At 62.8% G+C, this 21,386-nt stretch carries 15 protein-coding genes; 4 read left to right on the top strand and 11 right to left on the bottom strand.

Translation table 11 applies throughout. The features are described 5' to 3' along the window. Positions 1 to 1,134 (bottom strand): FecR domain-containing protein (locus ACTHJR_RS14450; RefSeq protein ID WP_440523938.1); only part of this gene is annotated, 1,134 nt, incomplete at its 3' end. 309 nt (positions 1,135 to 1,443) lie between these two features. Here ACTHJR_RS14450 and ACTHJR_RS14445 point away from each other — a divergent pair. Next, positions 1,444 to 2,922, top strand: a complete 1,479-nt coding sequence (locus ACTHJR_RS14445; protein ID WP_440523937.1) for a ShlB/FhaC/HecB family hemolysin secretion/activation protein — start codon at positions 1,444 to 1,446, stop codon at positions 2,920 to 2,922. 234 nt (positions 2,923 to 3,156) lie between these two features. After that, positions 3,157 to 3,882, top strand: coding sequence for a hypothetical protein (locus ACTHJR_RS14440; protein ID WP_440523936.1), 726 nt, complete (start codon positions 3,157 to 3,159; stop codon positions 3,880 to 3,882). 261 nt (positions 3,883 to 4,143) lie between these two features. Here the strand turns inward: ACTHJR_RS14440 and ACTHJR_RS14435 are convergent, their stop codons facing one another. From ACTHJR_RS14435 to ACTHJR_RS14420, 4 genes are read right to left on the bottom strand one after another with little or no spacing between them, the layout of a single operon-like run. Continuing rightward, a complete protein-coding gene (locus ACTHJR_RS14435; RefSeq protein ID WP_440523935.1) occupies positions 4,144 to 5,817 on the bottom strand; it encodes an AMP-binding protein in 1,674 nt (557 codons plus the stop codon). A 59-nt stretch (positions 5,818 to 5,876) separates the two neighbouring features. Then, positions 5,877 to 7,112 (bottom strand): acyl-CoA dehydrogenase family protein, encoded by a 1,236-nt coding sequence (locus ACTHJR_RS14430; protein ID WP_440523934.1) that lies wholly within the window; start codon positions 7,110 to 7,112, stop codon positions 5,877 to 5,879. A gap of 14 nt (positions 7,113 to 7,126) precedes the next feature. After that, positions 7,127 to 8,239: an acyl-CoA dehydrogenase family protein gene (locus ACTHJR_RS14425; RefSeq protein ID WP_440523933.1), complete on the bottom strand. Its 1,113-nt coding sequence runs from the start codon at positions 8,237 to 8,239 to the stop codon at positions 7,127 to 7,129. 60 nt (positions 8,240 to 8,299) lie between these two features. Then, positions 8,300 to 9,187, bottom strand: a complete 888-nt coding sequence (locus ACTHJR_RS14420) for an enoyl-CoA hydratase (RefSeq protein WP_440523932.1) — start codon at positions 9,185 to 9,187, stop codon at positions 8,300 to 8,302. A 285-nt stretch (positions 9,188 to 9,472) separates the two neighbouring features. On the opposite strand from ACTHJR_RS14420, the gene ACTHJR_RS14415 reads away from it, so the two are divergent. Further along, the gene (locus ACTHJR_RS14415) at positions 9,473 to 10,993 is read left to right on the top strand and encodes an AMP-binding protein (RefSeq protein ID WP_440523931.1); all 1,521 of its coding nucleotides are present in this window, start codon (positions 9,473 to 9,475) and stop codon (positions 10,991 to 10,993) included. A gap of 8 nt (positions 10,994 to 11,001) precedes the next feature. On the opposite strand, the gene ACTHJR_RS14410 is transcribed toward ACTHJR_RS14415, so the two are convergent. The 5 genes from ACTHJR_RS14410 to ACTHJR_RS14390 all read right to left on the bottom strand — a co-directional run bounded on the left by ACTHJR_RS14410 (position 11,002) and on the right by ACTHJR_RS14390 (position 17,126). Then, the gene (locus ACTHJR_RS14410; RefSeq protein WP_440523930.1) at positions 11,002 to 11,901 is read right to left on the bottom strand and encodes a LysR family transcriptional regulator; all 900 of its coding nucleotides are present in this window, start codon (positions 11,899 to 11,901) and stop codon (positions 11,002 to 11,004) included. A gap of 76 nt (positions 11,902 to 11,977) precedes the next feature. Next, positions 11,978 to 12,823, bottom strand: coding sequence for an alpha/beta fold hydrolase (locus ACTHJR_RS14405; protein WP_440523929.1), 846 nt, complete (start codon positions 12,821 to 12,823; stop codon positions 11,978 to 11,980). Positions 12,824 to 12,854: 31 nt separating this feature from the next. Then, entirely contained in the window at positions 12,855 to 13,934 is a 1,080-nt protein-coding gene (locus tag ACTHJR_RS14400; protein WP_440523928.1) for a DUF2817 domain-containing protein, read from the bottom strand. Next, complete coding sequence (locus ACTHJR_RS14395; RefSeq protein WP_440523927.1) at positions 13,934 to 16,108, bottom strand: TonB-dependent receptor; 2,175 nt, start codon at positions 16,106 to 16,108, stop codon at positions 13,934 to 13,936. Before ACTHJR_RS14395 ends, ACTHJR_RS14400 begins: the two co-directional genes overlap by 1 nt. 238 nt (positions 16,109 to 16,346) lie before the next feature. Beyond that, positions 16,347 to 17,126 carry an enoyl-CoA hydratase/isomerase family protein gene (locus tag ACTHJR_RS14390; protein WP_440523926.1) on the bottom strand — a complete coding sequence of 260 codons (780 nt, stop codon included), beginning with the start codon at positions 17,124 to 17,126 and terminating at the stop codon, positions 16,347 to 16,349. A gap of 294 nt (positions 17,127 to 17,420) precedes the next feature. Between ACTHJR_RS14390 and ACTHJR_RS14385 the strand changes: the two genes are divergently transcribed. Continuing rightward, positions 17,421 to 18,317 carry an SDR family oxidoreductase gene (locus tag ACTHJR_RS14385; protein WP_440523925.1) on the top strand — a complete coding sequence of 299 codons (897 nt, stop codon included), beginning with the start codon at positions 17,421 to 17,423 and terminating at the stop codon, positions 18,315 to 18,317. 750 nt (positions 18,318 to 19,067) lie between these two features. Here ACTHJR_RS14385 and ACTHJR_RS14380 read toward each other — a convergent pair. After that, positions 19,068 to 21,383: a TonB-dependent receptor domain-containing protein gene (locus ACTHJR_RS14380; protein WP_440523924.1), complete on the bottom strand. Its 2,316-nt coding sequence runs from the start codon at positions 21,381 to 21,383 to the stop codon at positions 19,068 to 19,070. Positions 21,384 to 21,386 lie beyond the last annotated feature (3 nt).

The raw sequence follows: 21,386 nt of genomic DNA, 5'->3' as shown, positions 1-21,386 counted from the left end.
CTGCCCGCCACCGTTGCCGTGGCCACCGCCGCTGCCGTTGCCTCCGCCGCTGCCGTTTCCTCCGCCGCTGCCGTTTCCTCCGCCGCTGCCGTTGCCTCCGCCGCTGCCGTTTCCACCGCCGCTGCCGTTGCCGCCACCGTTGCCGTTTCCACCGCCGCTGCCGTTCCCGCCACCGTTGCCGTTTCCACCGCCGCTGCCGTTTCCACCGCCGCTGCCGTTTCCGCCGCCGTTGCCGTTCCCGTTGTCGGAGCCCTTGCCACCGCCCGAGCCCTTGCCATCGCCCGAATTGCCCGGTGCGCCGTTATCGTTGCCGCGCGCGAGCGGGACGACGGCGACCGCCGCGACCGAGACGGGCGGCGCGCCGTTACCCACCAGCCCACCAGTGGTCGACGACAGGTCGACCGGCTTCGCTTCGACTGGCTGCGTGATCACGCTGTTGGACACATCGCTCCAAGCGAAGTCGTCCGAGCCTTTGGCGTCGGTATTCGCCACCTTGGGTTCGTCTACGCCCTTCACTTCACCGGTCTTCGGGCCTTCTGCCGGAGCGGCGCCCCGCCCCGGCGAGTCGATCACGCGACTCTGGCCGCCCTGGATCGACAGTCGATAGCGATCGCCCGAGCTGACCATCGCGACCATTCCGGGGCGGACGAGATCGTTCGCACCGCCATCGACCGTCGACACGCCAACCGCGCCGTCGAGCACCTGCAGCGAGGTGCCGGCATCACCGACCGTCACCGAGAAGGTCGTGCCCTTCACAACGGCGGCGAGATAGGGGGTCTGCACGCCGAAATGCGGCTTGTCGGTATGCTTGATCCTGAACAGGCTCGTGCCCCATTCGAGGAACACCTGCATCAGCGATGCGGACTTCGCATCGGGGAGGCGCACGCGGCTGGAAGCCGACACCGTCACGAAATCTTCCCCGCGGACCAGCACCGCGCGCGACGACGTGCCCGTCAACAGCGTCGCACCCGCCGCCACGACCGAGCCACGCCCGACCGGGTGATCGCCGGCGGTATCGCGCACGACGACGCGCCCGCTCGCCTCGCTCAGCGTCCAGCCGGCACTCTGCGCGAACGCCGGACCTGCCGTAAACAGCGCCAGCGCGCCGAGCGTCGTCTTCAGGAAAATGTTCATGAGCGTCCCCAATCTTGGGACAGCTCTTAACGGTCGGGGCTGAAACAGTGCTTAGCGGCTTAGGTTAAAACGCCGGGAAGGTTTGATCATTTCGTAAGGATTTCACTCTAATTCGCCTCTTGTACGGAGGTTAGCGTGCAGTATCGGGCCGGGTTTTTCGTATTAACCTATGTCAGTATTGCTGCGGCGCCCGAGGCGCACGCGCAGTCGGCGCTTGACCGTACAACGCCGCCCGTCCGGGGCCCCGAGACGACCGCACCCGACGTCCCGCCGTCTGCGCCGACCGTCGCGATCGACAATTCCGCGCCGGTGACGGCAACTCCGATCGACGCGCCCGCGATCACCGTCGGCGCGATCTCGCTCAACGGGTTGGCGGTCCTCAGCCTCGACCAGTTCACCGACATCATGGGCGACTATATCGGCCGCTCGCTGAGCCCCGCCGATCTCGCCGCGTTGGCCAATCGTGTCGCGCAGCGCGCGCGCGACCGCGGTTATGTTTTCGCCGCCGCCCGGATCGCGCCGCAGAAGCTCGCCGCCGGCATACTGGTCGTCGAAGTCGACGAGGGCCGGATCGACCGCATCGACGTGCAGGGCAGCGACAACAAGGCGGTGCGCGCGGCGCTCGATCCGCTCGCCAATGGGCAGCCGGTCTCGATGGACGATCTCGAACGGCGCCTGCTCATCGCCGGCGACATTGACGGCATCCGCATCAAGCAGACGCGCTACGTCCGCGACGGCGAACAGCGTGTGCTGGTGGTCACCGTCGTCCAGAACAGAGCGACGGCGCGGGTGGCGATCCGCAACGACGGAACGCGCCCGATCGGCCCGGTGCAGATCCATATCGAGGGGATGGTCTCGCAACTGCTGGCGTCGGACGATTCGCTGACGGTCGACTATTCGACCGCGGTGCCGCAGGTCGACGAGTTGCAATATGCCCGCGTCCGCTACGAAAAGCGGCTCAACGCGTCGGGCACCGAGCTGTCGCTGACCTCGACCTTCTCGGCGGTACGGCCGGGTTCGTATCTGTCGGGTTACGAGATTCTCGGCCGCAACTGGTCGCAGTCGATCGCCGTCCTCCAGCCGCTGCTTCGCCGCCGCCGCGCCAGCCTGTGGCTCAACGCCTCGGCGGAGATCGACAGCCTCACGCAGCGGCGCGGTGGTCAGCTCGTCCGCCGCGACCGCGAAACCGTGCTGCGGCTGGGCCTCTACGGTTACGAGGATTTCCTCGGCGGCCGACTGCGCGCGAGCGCGGTGCTGTCGCAGGGCCTCGATCTGTTCGACGCGACCGAACCGGGCGACCCGCTGGCATCGCGCTACGATTCAGACGGGAGCTTTACCGCCGCCAATCTGTGGTTCGAATGGACCCGCTCGCTGGGATCGGGGTTCAGCGTACGCTTGGCGGGCGACAGCCAGCTCGCGTCGCAGCCGCTGCTCATTTCCGAGGAAGTCGCGCTGGGCGGCAGCGGATTCCTGCGGGGCTATGACTGGAGCGAACGCTCGGGCGACAAGGGCGCGATGGGGTTGGCCGAACTGCGCTACGACGTGAAGCGGCCGTTCGGCATCGCCGATCGCGCACAACTCTACGCGTTCGGGGATGGCGGCGTAGTGAGGAACCTGTCGAACGGCTTCGGCGGCGGGTCGCTGGCTTCGGCCGGCGGCGGCGTCCGCGTCGATTTCTCGCGCGTCATCGGCGCGACCGCCGAAGTCGCCGTGCCGCTGAGCGGGCCGCGCTATGATACCGGCAACCGTCAGCCACGGCTGAATTTTGGCCTGTCCACGAGTTTTTGAGAATTGCTCGCGGCCGCTTTACGGTGTGTCGTGTGAAGCGGTCGATGACCGCACTGGGACGCGCGCTGACCATCGCCAACAGATGGCCGCTTTTGGGAAACTCCAAGGCGATCTGAATGACCGAGATTGGGGCGCATTGCCGCCAGGCCGTTCCCGCCCCCATAAGCCGACTTCCTGTGTTGACATACGCCTGCTTGCCGCAGCTTAGATTGCAGCACCATTGGAGGAGAAAATATGCCCGGAAGTTTGTTGGCAACCCCGTATCCGAGCGCAGCTGAGTGGAAGAAACTCGTGGAGGAGTTTTCTCCAGAGGCGATTGCGCACAAACTTCTGCTTTCCCACGTCCCCTATGTCTTTAGGGATGAGCCGCTAAAGTTTGCCCTTTTTCGGAAGACCATTGCCGATGCCTTCGATGTCGAGCCAAGCAATGTCTTTATTGTTGGAAGCGCCATGGCGGGCAGAAGCCTAAAAGGTAAATCCATCGAAAAGGCTTATTCCAGCAAGAGCGACATCGACACGCTGATCGTTTCCGAGCATCTGTTCACGACATACGTCATGAAGTCGCTCGCATGGATCAAAGACTGCACTAAGCCTGATTTCACGACCAAGCCGCATCCTACTTCTCCATCCGTAGCGGCCGACAAGACCAAACATATTTTTTGGCTCGCTGATAGCGCGCACAAGGGCATTTGGCGTCCAGATAGCCTGCCGCCGGAGGCTGACGCGAGAAACGAATTCTTTGATAAGTTCTCAGCAGTCTCATTGAAAACATTAGGCCTCCAACTTTCGGAAGATACGGTCGCCAAAGTTAATGGCCGAGTTGCTAGGTCATTCGATGATGCGGTGCGCGATCTCACCAGCAGCCTCTCGAGGCTTAGGAAGGAGTTCAGGAACGAGCCTGTCGAACCCGAGGTCGATCCATCCGATAACGACATGACTGCCTCACAGAAGGGCAGTTAGCCACGGTATCGCTGACGGCCAACATGAGTTGAACCAGCGACCGCTTTTAGAAACCCCCGTTGGTCCGCTGGACGTCCGAAATTAGGGCGCTTTGCTGCCTAATTTCTCAGTGAGTCATTCGTCAGCGGGCCGTATACCTGCGGTCTAAATTCTATAACTCCCGGCAAACGCGTTCGACCGCTCTAGCGGCAACCCTACAATTTCGAACGAATAGCCCACGCTCTCAATTCTAAATGATGGATCCCACTACCGAGCAACGTGCTAAAGTTCGTGGAAGTCCTCCTCGCGAAATTCCAATGCTCCCCTCGTTCCATCATGCGCTCGGATTTCCTCCGCCCGACGAAGCTCGACGCGCCGGATTTTACCCGAGATGGTCTTTGGCAGCTCGCTGAACTCGATCCGCCGTATTCTCTTGTATGGTGCCACGCGCGTGCGGACGTGTCGAAAGATCGACAGAGCAGTATTGCGATCGGGGACTTGGTCGGCCGCCAGGACGATATACGCTTTGGGCACTGCAAGTCGCAGAGCATCCGGCGCCGGCACGACCGCCGCCTCCGCGACGGCCAGATGTTCGATCAGGACACTCTCCAGCTCGAATGGGCTGATGCGGTAGTCCGACGCCTTGAAGACATCGTCACGCCTGCCGACGAACGTGTAATAGCCATCCGGGCTGCGCGACGCGACGTCGCCAGTGCGATAATAGTCCCCTGCGACAGGATCCACGTCGTTGCCGTCGGTCCGATAGCCGCACATGAGTCCTCCGGGGCGGGACGACAAACGGAGTGCGATCTCACCCTCGTCGGCCTCGCTATCGTGCTCGTCGAGCAGCACGACGTCGTAGCCCGGCAGCGCGCGTCCAACCGAGCCCGCTCGACCCTCCTGCCCCGGCGTGTTCGCAATGAGAGCCGTCGTCTCCGTCTGACCATATCCATCGCGGAGGGTGAGATCCCAGGCGCGCTCGACCGCCTGGACGACTTCCGGGTTAAGCGGTTCGCCTGCGGCGCAAACGGTGCGTAGCTTCGTGGTCCAGCGAGTCAGATCCTCCTGGATCATCATCCGCCAAACCGTGGGCGGCGCGCAGAGCGACGTCGCGCCGTGACTGGTAATCGCGTCCAGAAGAGCTGGAGCGCTGAAGCGACCGAGATTGGCGACAAGAACCGTGCTCCCGGCGTTCCAGGGAGCGAACAGGCAACTCCACGCGTGTTTGGCCCACCCCGGGGAGGACACGTTGAGGTGAGTATCCTCGGGGGTCAGGCCCAGCCAATACATCGTCGAGAGGCTGCCAATCCCGTAGCTCCGGTGGCTGTGCACTACGAGCTTGGGCTTCGATGTCGTGCCCGAGGTGAAATACAACAGAATGGGATCGTCCGCACCAGTCTCGCCGATCGGCGTGAATTCGGCGGGCGAGCGATGCAGTTCGTCGAACGAGAGCCAGCCGTGGGGCGGTTCTCCGGCGGCTATGCGGACCATGTCCGTGCCAATCGCACCGAAACGTTCAGCGAGATCCGCGTCCGCGATCAGTAAGCGCGCGCCGGCAACAACCAGGCGCTCCGAGACTTCGTCCGGCGTGAGCAGCACACTGGCGGGAACCGTCACTGCGCCCAGCTTCATCGCGGCCAGCATCGTCTCCCATAGTGCGGGCCTGTTGCTGAGCATCAGGAGGATGCGATCGCCCCTCTTCACGCCTAGACGACGCAATCCGTTCGCCACCCGGTTTGACCGCTCCGACAACTCCGCGAAGGTGATACGCGCGGCGTGCTCACCGACGATGTGGAGTGCGACGCGGTCCCGCCGGTCGCTGTCGGCAAGGACGGCGTCGAACCAATCGAGCGCCCAGTTGAACCGATCTACCGTCGGCCAGCGAAACTCCGCGACTGCCCGATCGTGATCATCGCGAAGATCGAAAAGCAGGTCGCGCGCCTCGAGGAAACTCAATCCACCCATCCCTTCATCCCCTTAACGGCTCATCCACGGCGCGCATTATCACGATGCCGTCACACCCCCCTCGGTAGATCCTTGAAGGCTACATCGCGGTCGAGGCGCGGCTCGAGCGGAAGACCGAGCACGCGTTCGGCGACGATGTTCTTGAGAATCTCGTCGCTGCCGCCGGCAATCCGTAACGCCGCGCCCCAGAAGAAGCTGTGCTGGAAACGGCTGCTCAGAGCCAACGCATCGTCGTCCATCACGATGCCGTGCTGATCGAGCCGGTCGATGGCCTCGGTAGCCATGTCCTGCATCAGACGTGCTGAGATGAGCTTCCCGATCGACGCTTCAGGCCCTGGCGTCTGGCCGCGGCTCAGCGCGGTCCGCGTTCGCAGCCGCGCTAGCTTCAGTCCCTGCGAGGCCACATACCAATTGGCGAATTTTTCACGGAAGCCGCCATCATCGAGCACTGAGCGCGCGTCGGATCCATAGGGAAGGTCGATCACGAGATCCAATAGCTCTCGGCTGTCAGGGCCAAGCCCGCCGCCGACGGAGAGGCGCTCGTTCATGAGCGTGATGAGCGCGACCTGCCAACCTTCTCCGACGCCTCCAATTCGTTGCTCGTCCGTCAGGCGGAGATCGGTGAAATATACCTCGTTGAAGTCGCTTCCGCCGGACGCCTGGTGGATCGGCTTCACCTCCACGCCCGGAGCTTTCATGTCGATCCAGAACATGGTCAGGCCGCTGTGTTTGGGTACGTCCGGGTCGGTGCGTGTTAGAAGCAACCCGAAGTCGGAATAATGCGCACCAGAGGTCCAGACCTTCTGCCCGTTGACGAGCCAGTCTCCAGATCCATCATTCACCCTCGACGCGCGTGTCCGACTGGCGGCCACATCCGAGCCGGCCGACGGCTCGGAGAATAGCTGGCACCATATCTCCTCACCGCGGAGAGCGGGACCGACGAAGCGCTTCTTGTCGCCTTCTCGTCCCGCGGTCATGATCGTCGGCACGCACATGCCGAGACCGATCGTGTAGATCCCCGAGGCGGCGCCGCGCTTTCGTTCCTCTTCCTCGAAGATGATCTGTTCGGATGGCGTACCCCCGGGGCCGCCCCATTCGACTGGCCACGTGATGCATGCGAACCCGGCATCGGCCTTGCGGGCCTGCCAGTCCCTGGCAACGCGGATCTCCTCCTCGTTCTCACGACCGGGCGTGTCGCTGAAGCGAACCTCAGGTGCGTTCTCGTCGAGCCACGCTCGCGCACGGGCGCGGTAGGCGGCTTCATCTGGGCTATCGGTGAAGTCCATTACATCCCTCTCGGTCAGTGCGCTCGCCGAGGATCGAGCCGGCGGAGCAGCCGGTCGGACCAGACCGGTGGTCCCCCGAGTACCAGCGCTAGCTGCCGCGCGCGCCGGACGTGCAAATGGCAGTCAACCTCCCAGGTGAACCCCATCCCGCCATGGACGTGCAGGTTTTCCTTCGCGGCGACATCATACGCCTGTGTTCCCGCAATGCGGGCGGCGGCGGCAGCTTCAGGCAGTTCCGGTGCGTCGGCGTCGAGCGCCCAGGCACCGTAGTAAGCATTGGATCGTGCGAGCTCGATCCTGACGTAAACGTCAGCGAGCTTATGCTTGATCGCCTGATAGCTGCCGATCTGTCGCCCGAAGGCGAAGCGTTCTTTGGCGTAGCGGACTGCGCTTTCGAGACAGCGATCCGCGCCACCGATCTGCTCGAATGCCAGCAGGGCGGCAGCGCGGTCGAGGATGCTGGACAACAAGGCGCCGCCTCCCCCGGCAGCACCGAGCCTCTCACACTTCAAACCGTCGAAGATGATCTGCGCGGCGCTTCTGGTCGGATCGAGCGTCCGCAACGGTTCGCGGGTGACACCCTCGTCGGCAAGATTCGCTACGAACAGGCCGACGCCTTTCTCGTCCTGGGCCAGGACGATTGCATGCGTGGCGACGTCTCCGTCGGTCACCGGCGACTTCTCACCAAACAATCGGCCCTCGACAACATAGACCGCCGCTGACTCGGCGGTGTAGCCCGGCCCTTCGCTGGTCGCGAGGCAACCGATGATGTCGCCGCGCGCGACGCCGGGGAGATATGCGTCTCGCTGCTCGTCGGTGCCGATCGCCAGGATCGCCTCCGCGAAAATGTAGACGGTCGAAGCGAAGGGGATCGGGGCAACGGCGCGTCCCAGTTCCTCCGCGATGGCGCAGAGTTCTACGTAACTGAGCCCGTTTCCGCCCCACCTCTCGGGAATTGCCACGCCGGTCCAACCCATTTCGGCGACGGCGCGCCATAGTTCGCGATCGAACGGCATGCCGTCGTCGTCCAGCACCTTGCGCGTCACCTCCATCGGGCACCGCGCCGCAAGAAATCGCCGCGCTTCCTCCTTGAGGAACTTCTGCTCGTCCGAATAATCAAAGTTCATTCAGTCGCTCCTCGGGCGAAGCCGGTGCTGAGCGGCCCTGACCGGTGTCCGTCATCTCGCTCAGGAGGCTTGCTGCGCGGCGCGGGCGGCGAGCATTTTCTCGACGTTGGCGCGCACCGCCGGTGGCAGGCTCTCGATGTCGATCGGGGTCCCGTTGACCAGCATCGCCTGCATGTGGCCGATCTGATGCATCTGAAACGCGTGATCCATCGCCGCCTTCCGACCCGCCTGGTCCTGCGCGAAGTTCATTGCCTGCTTGACCAGCTTCATCGTGAAGGGGTTGTTTGCGGCGATGGTTGTCGCGAGCTGGAGCGTGCGCTCGGCGAGATCGACGCGCGGCACCACGTGGTTGACCATGCCGAGTCGACGCGCGTCCTGCGCTTCCAGCCAACCGCCGGTGAACAGCCATTCCTTCGCTGTGCGGACATTCATCTCGTAGGTGTGCTGAAAGAACTCGACGCCGGGGATGCCCATCTCAGCTGCGGTGGCGTCGCGGAAGCGTGCGTCCTCCGAGCACACGATCAGGTCGCACGCCCAGGCCAACATCAGTCCCCCCGAGATTACAGCTCCCTGCACCTGCGCGATCGTCGGCTTCGGGGCGTTGCGCCAGCGCTCTGTGATCTCGAGGTAGATTTCCTTCTCCCGCGCGTAGGAGCCATGCCATCCCGCGCCACCATATTCCGACCACAGACCAACGACGCGGTCTGACGGAGGGTTCGTCGGACCATCGCCGCCGATATCGTGCCCGGCGTTGAAGTGATCGCCTGCGGCGGCAAGGATGATCACGTTGATCTGATCATCGGCACACGCGCGTTTGAACGCGTGATCCAACTCATACGTCATGACGATGCCTTGGGCGTTGCGCCGGTTCGGGCGGTTCATGACGATACGCGCGATATGCGGTGCCGGCGTCTCGTAGATCAGCTGCTCGTAGGTTTCTTCCTGCATGTTCCGCCCCTTCAGTCCACGCGCCGCACCAGGCATCGTTCCGCCGGATCGCCGACGGTTCTGGCGACCATCTGCAACACCGCGGCGCGCGTCCAATGCGTTTGCCGCGATCGCTATGAAGCTGTGGAATAGACCGAAGCCGTGCGGGGCTGGTCTATGCGTGCGCGGCATGCCCGTTGACGCTTTGGCGCGGGCACGACGTCCGGGTCGCTGCTACCAACTATTCTCGATACCGCACCTGAATCGGACTTTCATGTCCGACGACGCGGCGCGGGATGAGGAGAAATGAACTTGGCGACTAAAGGGTATGATCCCGCGACTGCGGACGGCTCGTTGATGCCCATTGGCGATCTGCTTGCTCATCACGCCAGGCGCGATCCCGGCAGACCTGCAATCACCTTCGCAGGCAGAACCGTCAGTTACGCCGAGCTCGACGAGAACTCGAACCGGAGAGCGCGGCAACTGGCGGCACTAGGTGTCGAGGAAGGTGACGTCGTCACACTCGCGATCCCGAACGGTTTCGAGTTTTATGAAACCGTCTTCGCGGTTTGGAAGCTCGGGGCGATACCAAACAACGTCTCGCCGAAGCTGCCCGCAGCCGAGCTGCAGGCGATCATCGAACTTGCGCGCCCGCGCTTGCTTGTCGCACCGAAGAATGTCGGCGCAGGCAGCCATGCGTTCCTTGTCACGGGAACTCCCCCCGGGGACCATCTGTCCGCCGAGCCTCTGCCGACGAAAGTATCGCCGAGGTGGAAAATCGCGACAAGCGGGGGCTCCACCGGACGGCCCAAGCTTATCCTCGACAAGCGGCCCGCGCTGTGGGGACCGACGGATACGAGCCTTGGCCTGCTGCCCGGCGACACGATGCTCAATCCCGGTCCGCTCTACCACAACGCCCCGTTCGCGATGAGCTGCAGCAACCTGTTTACCGGCGGTCATGTGGTGGAGATGGGACGATTCGACGCGGCATCGGCGCTGGAACTGATAGAACGCCACCGCATCCAATGGGTCAATTTCGTACCGACGATGATGCATCGCATCTGGCGCCTGCCGGCCGAACAACGGGAAGCGCTCGATCTGTCGTCGCTACGCGTCGTCTTCCACATGGCGGCGCCTTGTCCACCCTGGTTGAAGGAGGCGTGGATCGGTTGGCTGGGAGCTGATCGGATCTTCGAGCTCTATGGCGGCACGGAAGGTCAGGGTTTCACCGTCATAACCGGCGGGGAATGGCTGGAGCATCGGGGTTCCGTCGGGAGGGTCTTGGACGGAGCTCGATTGCGCGTCCTGGACAACGATGGCGAGGATTGCGCGCCCGGAGAGGTCGGGGAGATTTATCTGCTGCCCGATGGCGGCCAGAATTCGACTTACGAATATATCGGCGCGACGGCGAAGGCGCATGGAAGATGGGAATCCCTCGGCGACCTCGGCTATCTTGATGTCGACGGCTACCTCTATCTGGTCGATCGCCGCACGGACCTCATCCTCGCCGGCGGTGCCAACATCTATCCGGCGGAGGTAGAGGCAGCGCTCGACGAGCATCCCGGCGTCCTGTCGAGCATCGTGATCGGTCTCCCCGACGCTGATCTCGGTCAGCGCGTTCACGCGATCGTGCAGCTCACTGAAGCAGCGGGCGACCAAGTTGACGATCAGGTGCTGAGCGATTTTCTTTCAAGCAAGCTCGCGCGCTACAAGCTGCCGCGCAGCTTCGAATTCGTTTCGGAGAACCTGCGGGACGATGCCGGGAAGGCGCGCCGGTCAAAGTTGCGGGAGGAACGCTTGGACAGGAATACTGAACCCACGGCGTAGCGCCGCGATCAAGCGTCCTCGATCTGGTCCCGACAGGCCTTGATGAAGGCTCGGACAGCCGGCCGTGGGCTCGACCGGAGTCGGGTGGCGATACACAACGACGCGAGCGGCCAGGAATCCAGGTAGGGAACCCTCGTGAAACGGCGCTTGAAAGACTCGTGGTTAGCGTAGTCGATCGAGGCGATCCCGATCGCGTCGCTCCTCGCCACGATCCGGGCGGCGAGCGGGAAGTAGTCGATAAAATGGAGCTTGGTATGGGCCTCGACGCCCTCGGCCTCATAGATCCTACGGATCATAGAATCGTAGGGACGGGAGTCGGACGAGGAAATCAGAACGTATTTCGCGATCTCGGCGTCCGTCACCGTTTCACAATCCAGGATCGGGTGTCCGTTTCTCACGAAGAAGGTAGTTCTGATCGGCGGAAGAGAGTCCAGCCGAAAGTCCGGCTGCTCCACGAAGGCCGCCTCGAAACCCAGCGCGACGTCAATCGTGCCTGCTCTCAGGTGTTGAACAGCTCGCTCGAAGTTCGTGCCGGTGACCTCCAGCCGAATGCTTGGATGACGCGTGATCAGGGAGCCGAGCGGATTGACGAGAACCCAATCCAGGGATGCGGGGCAGACCCCGATCTTGAGATAACCTGCGAAAGGGTCGGATCCTGGCATCGAGCCGCGAAGAAGATCCTGCGTATCGTCGAGGATCCGCGCCGCGCGCTCGACAAAAGCCCGTCCTTCCTCCGTCACGATGATGCCGTGTGCCGTACGGTTGAAGATCAGATAGCCCAGTTGCCGCTCGAGGTCGGCGACGCCCTTTGTGATCGCCGACTGCGTCACGCCCACGCGGTCGGCTGCGGCGGTGAAGGATCCCGCACGCGCGGTGGCTACGACGTAGGATAACTTGCGATGCAGCACCCCAGCTGACTACATCGCTTCCCCTCGCTTCGCCAGCCGTGGGAAGATCCGCCGCCCGTTCGCACTGGCCATCGCCTCAGTCTCCGAACAGAAAATCCGTCAAGGACACTCGCCAGCGCTCTGGTTCGTCGAACCAGCCGTGTCCAACGTTCTCGAAGACTTCCAGCCGCCCCTTACCAGCCGGTAGGGCGGCGTAGATTTCACGGGCCAGCGGAGCTGGGACGACGGGATCGCGGTCTCCATGCAGGACGAGCGTCGGACACTGTATCCGCGAGAGGGCATTCCGGAAGTCCATTGTGTGCCAATCGCCGCCGGCGCTGAAGAAAGTGCCCAGCGTCCCTGGCTGGACGGTCACGCGGGTCATCACTTCCGGGTCCACACCGCTCACGGTGTACAGCGGAGCACAATAAGTGATGTAGTCCGGAAAGGCCTCCGCATCACCGTTCAAGAACCTCTCCGCTGCAGCGGCCGCTTCTGGCCCGCCGAGCCGCTCGAATACCCCGACCGACAGGGCGGGGTCACTGCGAGGGGCAGTGCAGAGCAGGGCGAGCTTTGAGAGCCTGTCCGGATACTTCGTCGCAAAGGCCTGAGCTACGAATCCACCAAACGAAGCGCCCACGACGTAGGGCTGCTCAAGTTCCAGCACGTCGAGCAGGCCGGCGAGATCTTCAGCCCATTGCGCCAGCGTCCATGTGGACGGCTCGCTCGCGTCACTGCGACCCATGCCGCGATGGTCGTAATAGATAACCTGCGCGTGGTCGGCCAAACTGTCGGTGAACGGCTTGAAGTTCGTGTGGTCGGATGCCGGCCCCCCGTGAACGAGAAGCACCGTCGGACGCTCCCGCATCGACGGCCCCTCCGGAACCAGGCTCTGACCGTCCAGATCGACGAACAGCCTTACGCCGTTGACGGCTACACGCATGATTCAAGTCCCCTTACAGTGCAGGCCAAAGTCACCATTCCAGGAGGCCGCTCAGCAAACGTTTCTGGACGCTTCGTCCACCGGTGATTGCGTTACGGCGCCAATCGGAGGAGGAAGGATATAAACCTTCGATCACGACACGCCGCAGTTCCTCCCTCGTCCGCGAGGAGACGCCGCGTCCGAACTTTAGCCACCGATCGGTCCGCAACGCGTCCCACACCGTCGGATTGTCGAAGGTGCCCACCTCGACGACGAGGCCGGCCCATTCCGCGAGCGGCGCGGCATTAGGCAGCCACGAGGAGAAGAGGCCGTTGTAAGTGGGAAGTAGCCCATCGCCCTCGAACGCGGCTGAAAAACTGGCTTTGCCATCTTCGCCGATCCATGAGCACACGCGCTCATAGGCATCCGATTGCGGGGGATGCATACAGATGTAGCAGAGCTCGCCGAATTCCCCGAGCCCAGTGTGCCATTCCACGAATGCGACCTTCTTCGAGGATGCGAGCAGCGGAGGCAGATGCTCTGTGACCATCCGGTTCGACCAGGCGGGAGCCCGCCCACCGAAGTTCAGGCCGGTCGGCTCATCGAATTGCCCGCCCGTCAGCGCACTGAGCGCGGGTCCCATTCCGTGCCGGCCGACCAATGTCGCGGCAAGCTCGGACGCCGACGGCCGTTCATCAAGCCAGTCGTCCGGACAGACGAGTGGATGGGCATCGACGTAGATCGGGTTCGATGGAAGTGGCGTTGTGAAGTCGAGGAAGTTGCGGTTGACGTCGATGTTCAGATCGTCGGTGCGCGAGAGATACGAGAAGCCCCACGGATTGAGACCGTGCAGCGCCACGACCTTCACCCCGTCGGGTATTTGGAGATCGCGCAGAAAGTCGATCTGGATGGCGGAGCCGGCATAGCCTTCCTGGCCATGCGTCCCCGAGACGAGAAGGAGGCACTTTTCCGCCTGGGGATCGCCGAACGTCGCGAAATCCATTGCCAGTTCTTCGCCGTCGCGCCCCAGCGTGGGGTGGATGACGGACTTGACCGGTGCATTCGCGGTTCGGGCGATCCCCAGGAATTTGGCGCGAGCGTCTACATAACGTTCGCTGTAGCTATCGAGCATTAGAAGTTGAACCTCACACCGCCGCCGATCGTCCGCGGCCGGAACCGACTGGCCGTAATGCCCTTCTGGGGAAAGCCGAGCAACGAGAAGTAGGGAGTGTAAAAGGAGGGCGCGATCGCCGATTGATTGTTCGTGAGGTTCTCGACGAACACGAACGCCGTCCAGTGCTTGGTCCCCAGTTCATACCTGGCGTCCAGACGGAGATTGTCTTGGCCGTACTGGGGCAGCTGGGAAAGGACCGTGAACGGCCGCTTGGACGCATACTGCAGGCTCGTACTGACCTTCCCGATCAGCGAGCCGATGTTGTGGCTCTGAGCTACCGAGACGGCGACCGACCATTCCGGAACCTGATTGAGTGGCGTCCCCGCGAAGAACAGCGGCGTGGCGGTCGCCGGGTTGGTGCCCGGCGCGTAGAAGTTCCGCTTGATCTCGGATTTCGTGTACGAGCCCGAGAAGTCGACGGAGAGCGACCTCACAGGGTGCATCCCAAGCAACCACTCGAAGCCCGTCGTGCGCGCGTCACCGGCGTTGAGCACGGTGTTGGCCGCAACAACGGTTCCCGGAACGACCACTGCCGCCGATTGCTGGATGTTCTTGATGTCGTTATGGAAAAACGCGCCCTCGAAGTGCAGCGCGTTGTTCAGCACGTCACCCTTGAAACCGACCTCATAGGCAGTGAGGTCCTCGGCATCGACGCGCCCAGTGCTGGTGGGCACGACCGACTGCGCGAGGAATGTGGAGAAACCGACATCGACGGTCGCCGGCCGGAAGCCGCGAGAGTAGGTCGCGTAGACGGTCGTGTTGCGGACCGGATGCACCGCCAACGTCGCCTTGGGGCTGAAGCGGTTCGTCGAATTGTGATTGAGCACGAGGTTCGGCAGCACGGGTCGGAAGTCGCTGCTGTTGTTGGTGGCGTCGTGGAAGTAGCTCCCGCCGAGGGTCACTTCGACCTTGCGATCCAGCAAAGCGAGCGTGCCTTCACCATAGACCGTGTACTGCTCAGACCTGGTGTCGTCATCGACATTGAACGGTGATCCGAGACCGGAAAGGTCTTGGCGCAGCGCCACGCGTCCGTTCTTGTAGAAGGCCCCGACAAGCCACGAGAAATCGCTTTTCGTGGTGGAGGACAACCGGACTTCCTGCGCGAATATCTTGGTTCGCAGGGTCGTTGGGATCGGCGCGACGAAGCCCGCGTCGTATGCGCTTCTCCAGTTGAGATAGCTCGAGGTGCTGGTGAGAGCCGCGCCCCCGAAATCGTAGTTAACCACGGCGCCGACCTGATCGTAATCGGTGCTGGTCCTAGTGTTGGTCAGCGCATACCACTTGTTGGCGCCATCCGCGCTATTCGTGCCATCCGCGTCGATGCGGCTCGCCGCACCTTGAAACTGAATTTTCAGGCGATCGGTCGGCGCGAACAGCAGCTTACCCCTAAGGTTGAGCCGCCGCGAGTAGTTGTAGTTCGTCAGATTGCGGTTGGGGGCCTCGATCCAGCCCGCATCGTCATTGTAACTGCCCGAGACGCGGAGCGCGATGTCGTCACCGATGGGCACATTGAGGGCGCCTCCGCCCATATAGTTCGTGCCGCCTCCCTGAGTGCTAGAGACGCGCCCCTCTCCCTTTTCCTCGAACGCGCCCAACACTGGATCTTTGGTATGGACGAGCACAACGCCGCCCGAGGTACCCGCTCCATATAGCGACCCCTGCGGTCCGCGGAGGATTTCGACCCGGTCGAGGTCATAGGGCGACGGATCAGGCAGAAAGTTCTGATTGATCAGCGAGAACGGAAGGTCGTCGAGGTAGAAGCCGACGGTCGCGGCGCCGAACGTCGCGTTGGCGCCGCGGATGCTGATAGAGGTGCCGCCGGCGAAGTTCGTGTCGGTGATTGATACGGCCGGGGTCGTTCCCAAAACGTCGACGAGGCTGCGCGCTCCTGCATCTTCCATGGACTTGCCATCGATGACGGACACCGCCGCCGGCGTATTCGTCAGCGTCTGCGGTCCCCGCTTAAGGGCAGTTACGACGATGTCGTCCTCGGCCGGCGACGATGTGTCTGCCGGAGCCGTGTCGGTCGCTGCATTGGTGGACTGAGGCTTTTCCTGACCTGCGGCCGGGCTCGCAATGGCGATCGCCAGCGCGAGCGCGGCAACGCCGGAGGTTGAACGGAATTTGATCATTTTTGCCCTCTCCTGAACCCGCTTTTCGCTTGTTGTTCGTATTCGCTAAATCGGTCCCGCCATCGGCCGACGATTTCACGCACAGGAAGCGACAGCACGAGCGGGGTGTCCAATGCCAAACGCCTGAACCGTATGCCGCTGAGGAATAGCGCTGGCAGTCTCACAACCTCCCGCAGGCCGACTCCAACTCTCCTCACATTGTGGATCGGGAACGCCGCGTTACATCTCAGTGCGATGTTCAGTCGGCACGCTCGGTGAAGGCGCCGATAGATTCCGCGAAGTGTCCCGAGCTCATGCATTGCTGTTGCGCTTCCGCCTCTAGGCGGATGATTGCCGCGAGGTCGTCGCCCTCGGCACCGACGGCCATCACTTCCTTCGTCTTTCGCAAGCCCATGGGAGAGGCTGCAAGCAATTCCGCTACGAGTTCCCGCGCGGTGTCCTCGAGCTTCTGGTCGTCGACGACCTGCGATACGAGGCCCGTGGTCAATGCGCGCTCGGCATGGATGAAGCGCCCAGTCATCATAAGTTCGGCGGCAACAGAACTTCCAACCATTCGCGGCAGAAAAAAGCTCGTTCCAAGTTCGCAGCCGGACAGACCTAGTTTGACGAACGCCACGTTCATCTTCGCGCTTTCGCCGGCGATCCGGATATCGGAGGCGAGCGCGAGGTTGAACCCGCCGCCACATGCTGGGCCGTGAATAAGCGCGACGATCGCCTGCGGACACGACCGCATCTTCAATATGATGCCTGTCAGCAACGAGCCCATCGCAGCTTCGCGTTCGAGCCGCATGTCGTCGTCGCCATCGAACCACTGAAGGTCGAGTCCGGAACAAAACGCTCGCCCTGCACCGCGCATGACCACGATGCGACGGGTGTCATCGGATTGAAGCCGCCCGAAGTAGTCCGAGAGTTCCCAGGCCATTTTCCCATCAAGCGCGTTGAGACTCTCAGGCCGATTCAGTGTCAGCCAATCGACCGCCCCGTCCCGGACGACGGCGATACGCGTATAGTCATGCACTCCCAAAGCGCTCCCAGCCGATAATCTTGCTAGACTACCGTTAGGGCCAATGTGACCTCCGGCGTCATTCCAATGCCGCTCACGCAATGCCGACCGGGCATAGTGATGGTGCGGTCGTGGTTATTCCTCCACGGCATAAAGCCGGCGAGATTTGCGCTTGGCTCGGCCGTGATGGGCCGTAGGGGAAGGACGTGGACGCTCAGCGGGCTGGGGGAGGTTAAATGGCCCACCGCTTCGCTGGGATTCGATGAGAGTTCTGACGGTGATAAGCGGGACGGCGAGAGAGGATTCCTGATGACCGACGTGCAGGGACGGGTCGCATTCATCACCGGCGGTGCGAACGGCATCGGACTCGGCATCGCACGGAGCTTGGCACGCGCTGGAGTCAAATTGGCGCTTGTCGACCTCGACACCGATGCATTGGACCGAGCGCGCAAAGAGTTGAGCCGCGTGACCGACGTCGAGATTTATCGGCTCGACGTTAGGGACCGCGATGAATACGCGGCCGTCGCGCAGAAAGCGGAGGAAGCGCTCGGGCCCGTCTCGCTGCTCTTCAATAACGCTGGTGTCGCGACCGGTGCACCTGCCGAGAAGCTGACTTACGCCCTTTGGGACTGGGGTATCGGGATCAACTTGAACGGCGTGATCAACGGCATCCAAACATTCCTCCCGCGGATGGTCGAAAGAGGTGCGGGAGGCCACGTCGTCAACACGGCGTCCGGATCCGGCCTAGCTGCGACGAGCTCCGGCGTGCTCTACTGCACGGCGAAATATGCTGTGGTCGGCATGTCGGAATCGCTCAATTTAGAACTCGCCCCCCGTGGGATCGGCGTGTCGGTGCTGTGTCCAGGACCGGTCGCCACGGATATCGTGGAACGATCGGCTGAAGCAACTCCGGCCACGGGCGCCCATCTGTCCGAGGAACAAGAGCGGCGCGGCGCGGCGCGCCGGGCCCACATGACCGCCCTGTTGCAGCAGGGGGTTAGCACGGCTGACGTTGGTGAGATGGTTCTTGCAGCGGTCCGGGCCAACGAGCTCTACATCCACACCGACCGGATGATGGAGGACTTCATCAAGCGTCGGACGAAAGCGCTGCTCGACGCCATGCCGGCCGGATCCGACGCATCAAGGGATGAGGTGATGGCGCGCTCGTTCACTGTGAAATCGTCGGATCAGAAACAATCCTCCTGAGCAAACAATCAAGATCGAAGAAGAGGCCACGAATGGTATCTGCCCAAGGGGCTGATGTTGGTTACTCGATCACTCTCGGGCCGGAATGTCCCCAAAGTTTGTCGTTCCCACCACGCCCAACGTCATATGAACGAACGACGGGTTTCGGGTTTGCGTCGAATTAGCCCGAACGACCGCAATTGGGGCGCCTAGTTGCCAGGCCGCTTTGCGCAGGCCTCCGCGTATTGCGACGGTCCAGTGGCTTATCGCGGGCGAAAGTGTGCATTGTATGAATGGTACGCACCGCCGGAAGCGGCTCAAACGTTCGCCAATTGTTGGCAGAGCAACTGCACAGGGAGGATTCAAGACGAGTTTCAGCCCCGTTCTAGGAATGATTGGAGCGAGCGTCATCACATCCGGGAACGAACGGAACCAGATCGCCAGACTGGCAGCCCCGTCGGCCTACCTGGAAATCGCGAAAGGGCAGTTGCTCTGACAATCCCGCTGACGATCCACCTTGCCGCCAAGACGATCGACTAGGAAGCGTCCCGCGCATCGCCGGCGGGCTGTTGTATCCACCGAGCAGCAGAGTTTCGCGACGAGCCAAAATAAAGGCGTATTTCCGGATATTTACAGGCAATTTGAATGAGAATTCGGTAGGAAATGCGGGCCACAGAACTGCGACTCCTAATGGGGCTTACTCGGGTCAATAAATCCCGACCTATTTTCGGTCGGGACGCCATTTTTGCCGGCGCGCGAGTTCGCCCGTTCTCACCAGGCCCATTCTATCCCAACCCGGCCATTTAGGGGAACGGCTGGCGTCATTTGATCTCGATACGCCAGGGAGAATGGGTTGCCGTACGCAAAACGGTTGGCGGCACTGTTCGTCAGATTATCGATCGACAGCGTGACCTCCATCCGCCCGTGCCGGACCCCTGCGAACAGGCCGAGCAGCCAGTAATTGCCCTGGCTGACGTCCAGCAGATCGCCTGTTCCGAGCACCGAGCGGCCAACATAATCGGCAGTCAGACCAATCCGCGGTATCGCGCCACGCTTCTTCCATTCGTATGACAGGCCGGCGTGACCGGCAAAAGGCGGCGTTTCGGCCAGCCGACGATTATCCATTCTGGACTGGTCGGCGATGGGGCCGGAGACGATATTGTCGGTGAACAGGAACGAGCTCTCCAGGTGCAGTCCGGGCACCGGCACCCAATCGATATTGCCTTCCCCGGTCTGGATACGCGCGTTGCCGATATTGGCCGTATAAGGCTGGCCACGCCGATCGATCAGATCAGCCTGGATATCGCGCCAACCCGCGATCGATACGCTTCCCGAAAAGGATAGGCCCGTGGGCCCGGCGCGAAGCTTGCGGATACCGACCTCACCGACCGTGATCGCGTCCGGCCGGTAGTCCGCTACACGACCTATTCCTCGCGCGACGGCGAGACCCCCCGTGCGGTATCCCGTCTGGAATCGCGCAAAGAGGGCGAGTTGCGGCGTGAGCCGCCAGGACATCGCAACCGTCGGGTCAAAGCGGCGGCTCAACCGCCCTTTCACGAAATTCTCGGACTCGGGAGTGCTCGAGGGATCGCCATCGGTGCGCGCCATCGTCGCTCGCCCGCCCGCCGTCAGCGACAGGCCAGGCGATAGCGCGAAGGTCGCCTCGCCGAACAACGATGCGGCCTTGGTGACGTTGGTCACACCGATGATGTCGAAATTGCCGCCCGGCGTGCCGATCGCGCGCGTCAGGATGTCCTGATCGCTCACCAGCGTGAACCCGATCACCCAGGACCCACCGTTCGGGAGCGATCGCGACAGCCGGGTTTCCTGGCTCAGCAGTGTCTTGTCGCGATTGGCGGTATAGATGACGAAGGAAGGTCCCGCGTCGGTTGGACGCCGCGGCGTGGCATCGAACTGATCGGTCGCCTGATAGCCGACGATTCCGGTCGCCGAGAACAAGCGCAGGCCATTGTCCCAATCCTTGGAAATGACCATTCGGCCGAACAACAATTGGTTGTCGAATGGCTGCGCGATGCGCGAGCGCCGGGTCAGCGGCCCCTCGGCAAGCTCGGCATATTGGCCGTCCCGCGTATCGATCCATTGGCCGGCGGCGCCCAGTTCGACCTGCCAGCCGCCGCCGGTCTCCAGCCGCGCCGCGATCCGCCCCCCGACCGTATCGGAGCGGTTGATGTCGGCAAGCCCCCGACCCGCGTCGTCGATATATCCACCGTCGCGGCTGCGATAGCCGACCGCCCGCACGCCCAGCCGGTCGGGGAGGATCGGCAGATTGACCATGCCGGCGACATCGAAACCCGGCGTGCCTCCGAGCGTCGCCGAGATACCGCTCGATACGGAGCCCGCGACCGACGAAAGATCTACCGGGTTGGACGTCAGCCTGATCACGCCACCGATGGCACCCGAACCATAAAGCGTGCCCTGCGGACCTTCCAGCACGTCGACGCCGCGCATGTCGTATAATTTCAACCCCGGGTCGGGCCCCGAATAATTGAGCTGCACGTCGTCGAGAGAGATGCTGGTCGGCGATTGGGTGCTGCCGCTGAAGCTGCTGTCCGCAATGCCGCGAATGAACAGCTTGTTCCGTCCCGCGCCCAATTGCGTGCTCTGCAGGATCGGCCTGTCCGCCGCGATGTCGGTCATGTCGGCCAGTCCGCCCGAGGGCAGCGAGCCGCCGCCGATTACCGTCAAGCTGCCGGGATATCTGAGGAGCGGGATGCGCTGCTTGCTGGCAGTGACCACGATATCGGGAAGTGAGGCGAGAGCCTCAGGCCGTCGAGGCACCGGGCGCGGCGTGCGATGCTGCTTCGGCACCGCTGCACGTACGATCCGAAAGCCACCACCGGCCGCGCGAGCCTCGTAACCGGTAGCCCGAAGGAGACGATCGAGCGCTTCACGCACCGGCATTCTGCCATTGAGCGCCGGGGTACGGACGGATCGCAGGCCAGGTTCGGTGCTGATGATCTCGACCCCGGTTTCCCGCGCCAATGTCGTCAGCGCGATATCAAGGGTCGCGGCGGGGATCGAAACCGCGGCGTCCCGCGCATAGGCGGCCGGCGCAACGCCGACCATCGC

The sequence above is a fragment of the Sphingomonas sp. genome (genome assembly GCF_051962185.1).
In the GTDB taxonomy this organism is placed as follows: domain Bacteria; phylum Pseudomonadota; class Alphaproteobacteria; order Sphingomonadales; family Sphingomonadaceae; genus Sphingomonas.
The sequence above is the reverse complement of the archived record's forward strand: the minus strand, read 5'-3'. Positions and strand labels throughout refer to the sequence as shown.

Bases quoted from the DNA above. Each gene is read 5' to 3' on its own strand.
- ACTHJR_RS14440 (WP_440523936.1), top strand. From the start codon at position 3,157: ATGCCCGGAAGTTTGTTGGCAACCCCGTATCCGAGCGCAGCTGAGTGG.
- ACTHJR_RS14430 (WP_440523934.1), bottom strand. From the start codon at position 7,112: ATGGACTTCACCGATAGCCCAGATGAAGCCGCCTACCGCGCCCGTGCG.
- ACTHJR_RS14425 (WP_440523933.1), bottom strand. From the start codon at position 8,239: ATGAACTTTGATTATTCGGACGAGCAGAAGTTCCTCAAGGAGGAAGCG.
- ACTHJR_RS14420 (WP_440523932.1), bottom strand. From the start codon at position 9,187: ATGCAGGAAGAAACCTACGAGCAGCTGATCTACGAGACGCCGGCACCG.
- ACTHJR_RS14415 (WP_440523931.1), top strand. From the start codon at position 9,473: ATGAACTTGGCGACTAAAGGGTATGATCCCGCGACTGCGGACGGCTCG.
- ACTHJR_RS14405 (WP_440523929.1), bottom strand. From the start codon at position 12,823: ATGCGTGTAGCCGTCAACGGCGTAAGGCTGTTCGTCGATCTGGACGGT.
- ACTHJR_RS14400 (WP_440523928.1), bottom strand. From the start codon at position 13,934: ATGCTCGATAGCTACAGCGAACGTTATGTAGACGCTCGCGCCAAATTC.
- ACTHJR_RS14395 (WP_440523927.1), bottom strand. From the start codon at position 16,108: ATGATCAAATTCCGTTCAACCTCCGGCGTTGCCGCGCTCGCGCTGGCG.
- ACTHJR_RS14385 (WP_440523925.1), top strand. From the start codon at position 17,421: ATGACCGACGTGCAGGGACGGGTCGCATTCATCACCGGCGGTGCGAAC.
- ACTHJR_RS14380 (WP_440523924.1), bottom strand. From the start codon at position 21,383: ATGGTCGGCGTTGCGCCGGCCGCCTATGCGCGGGACGCCGCGGTTTCG.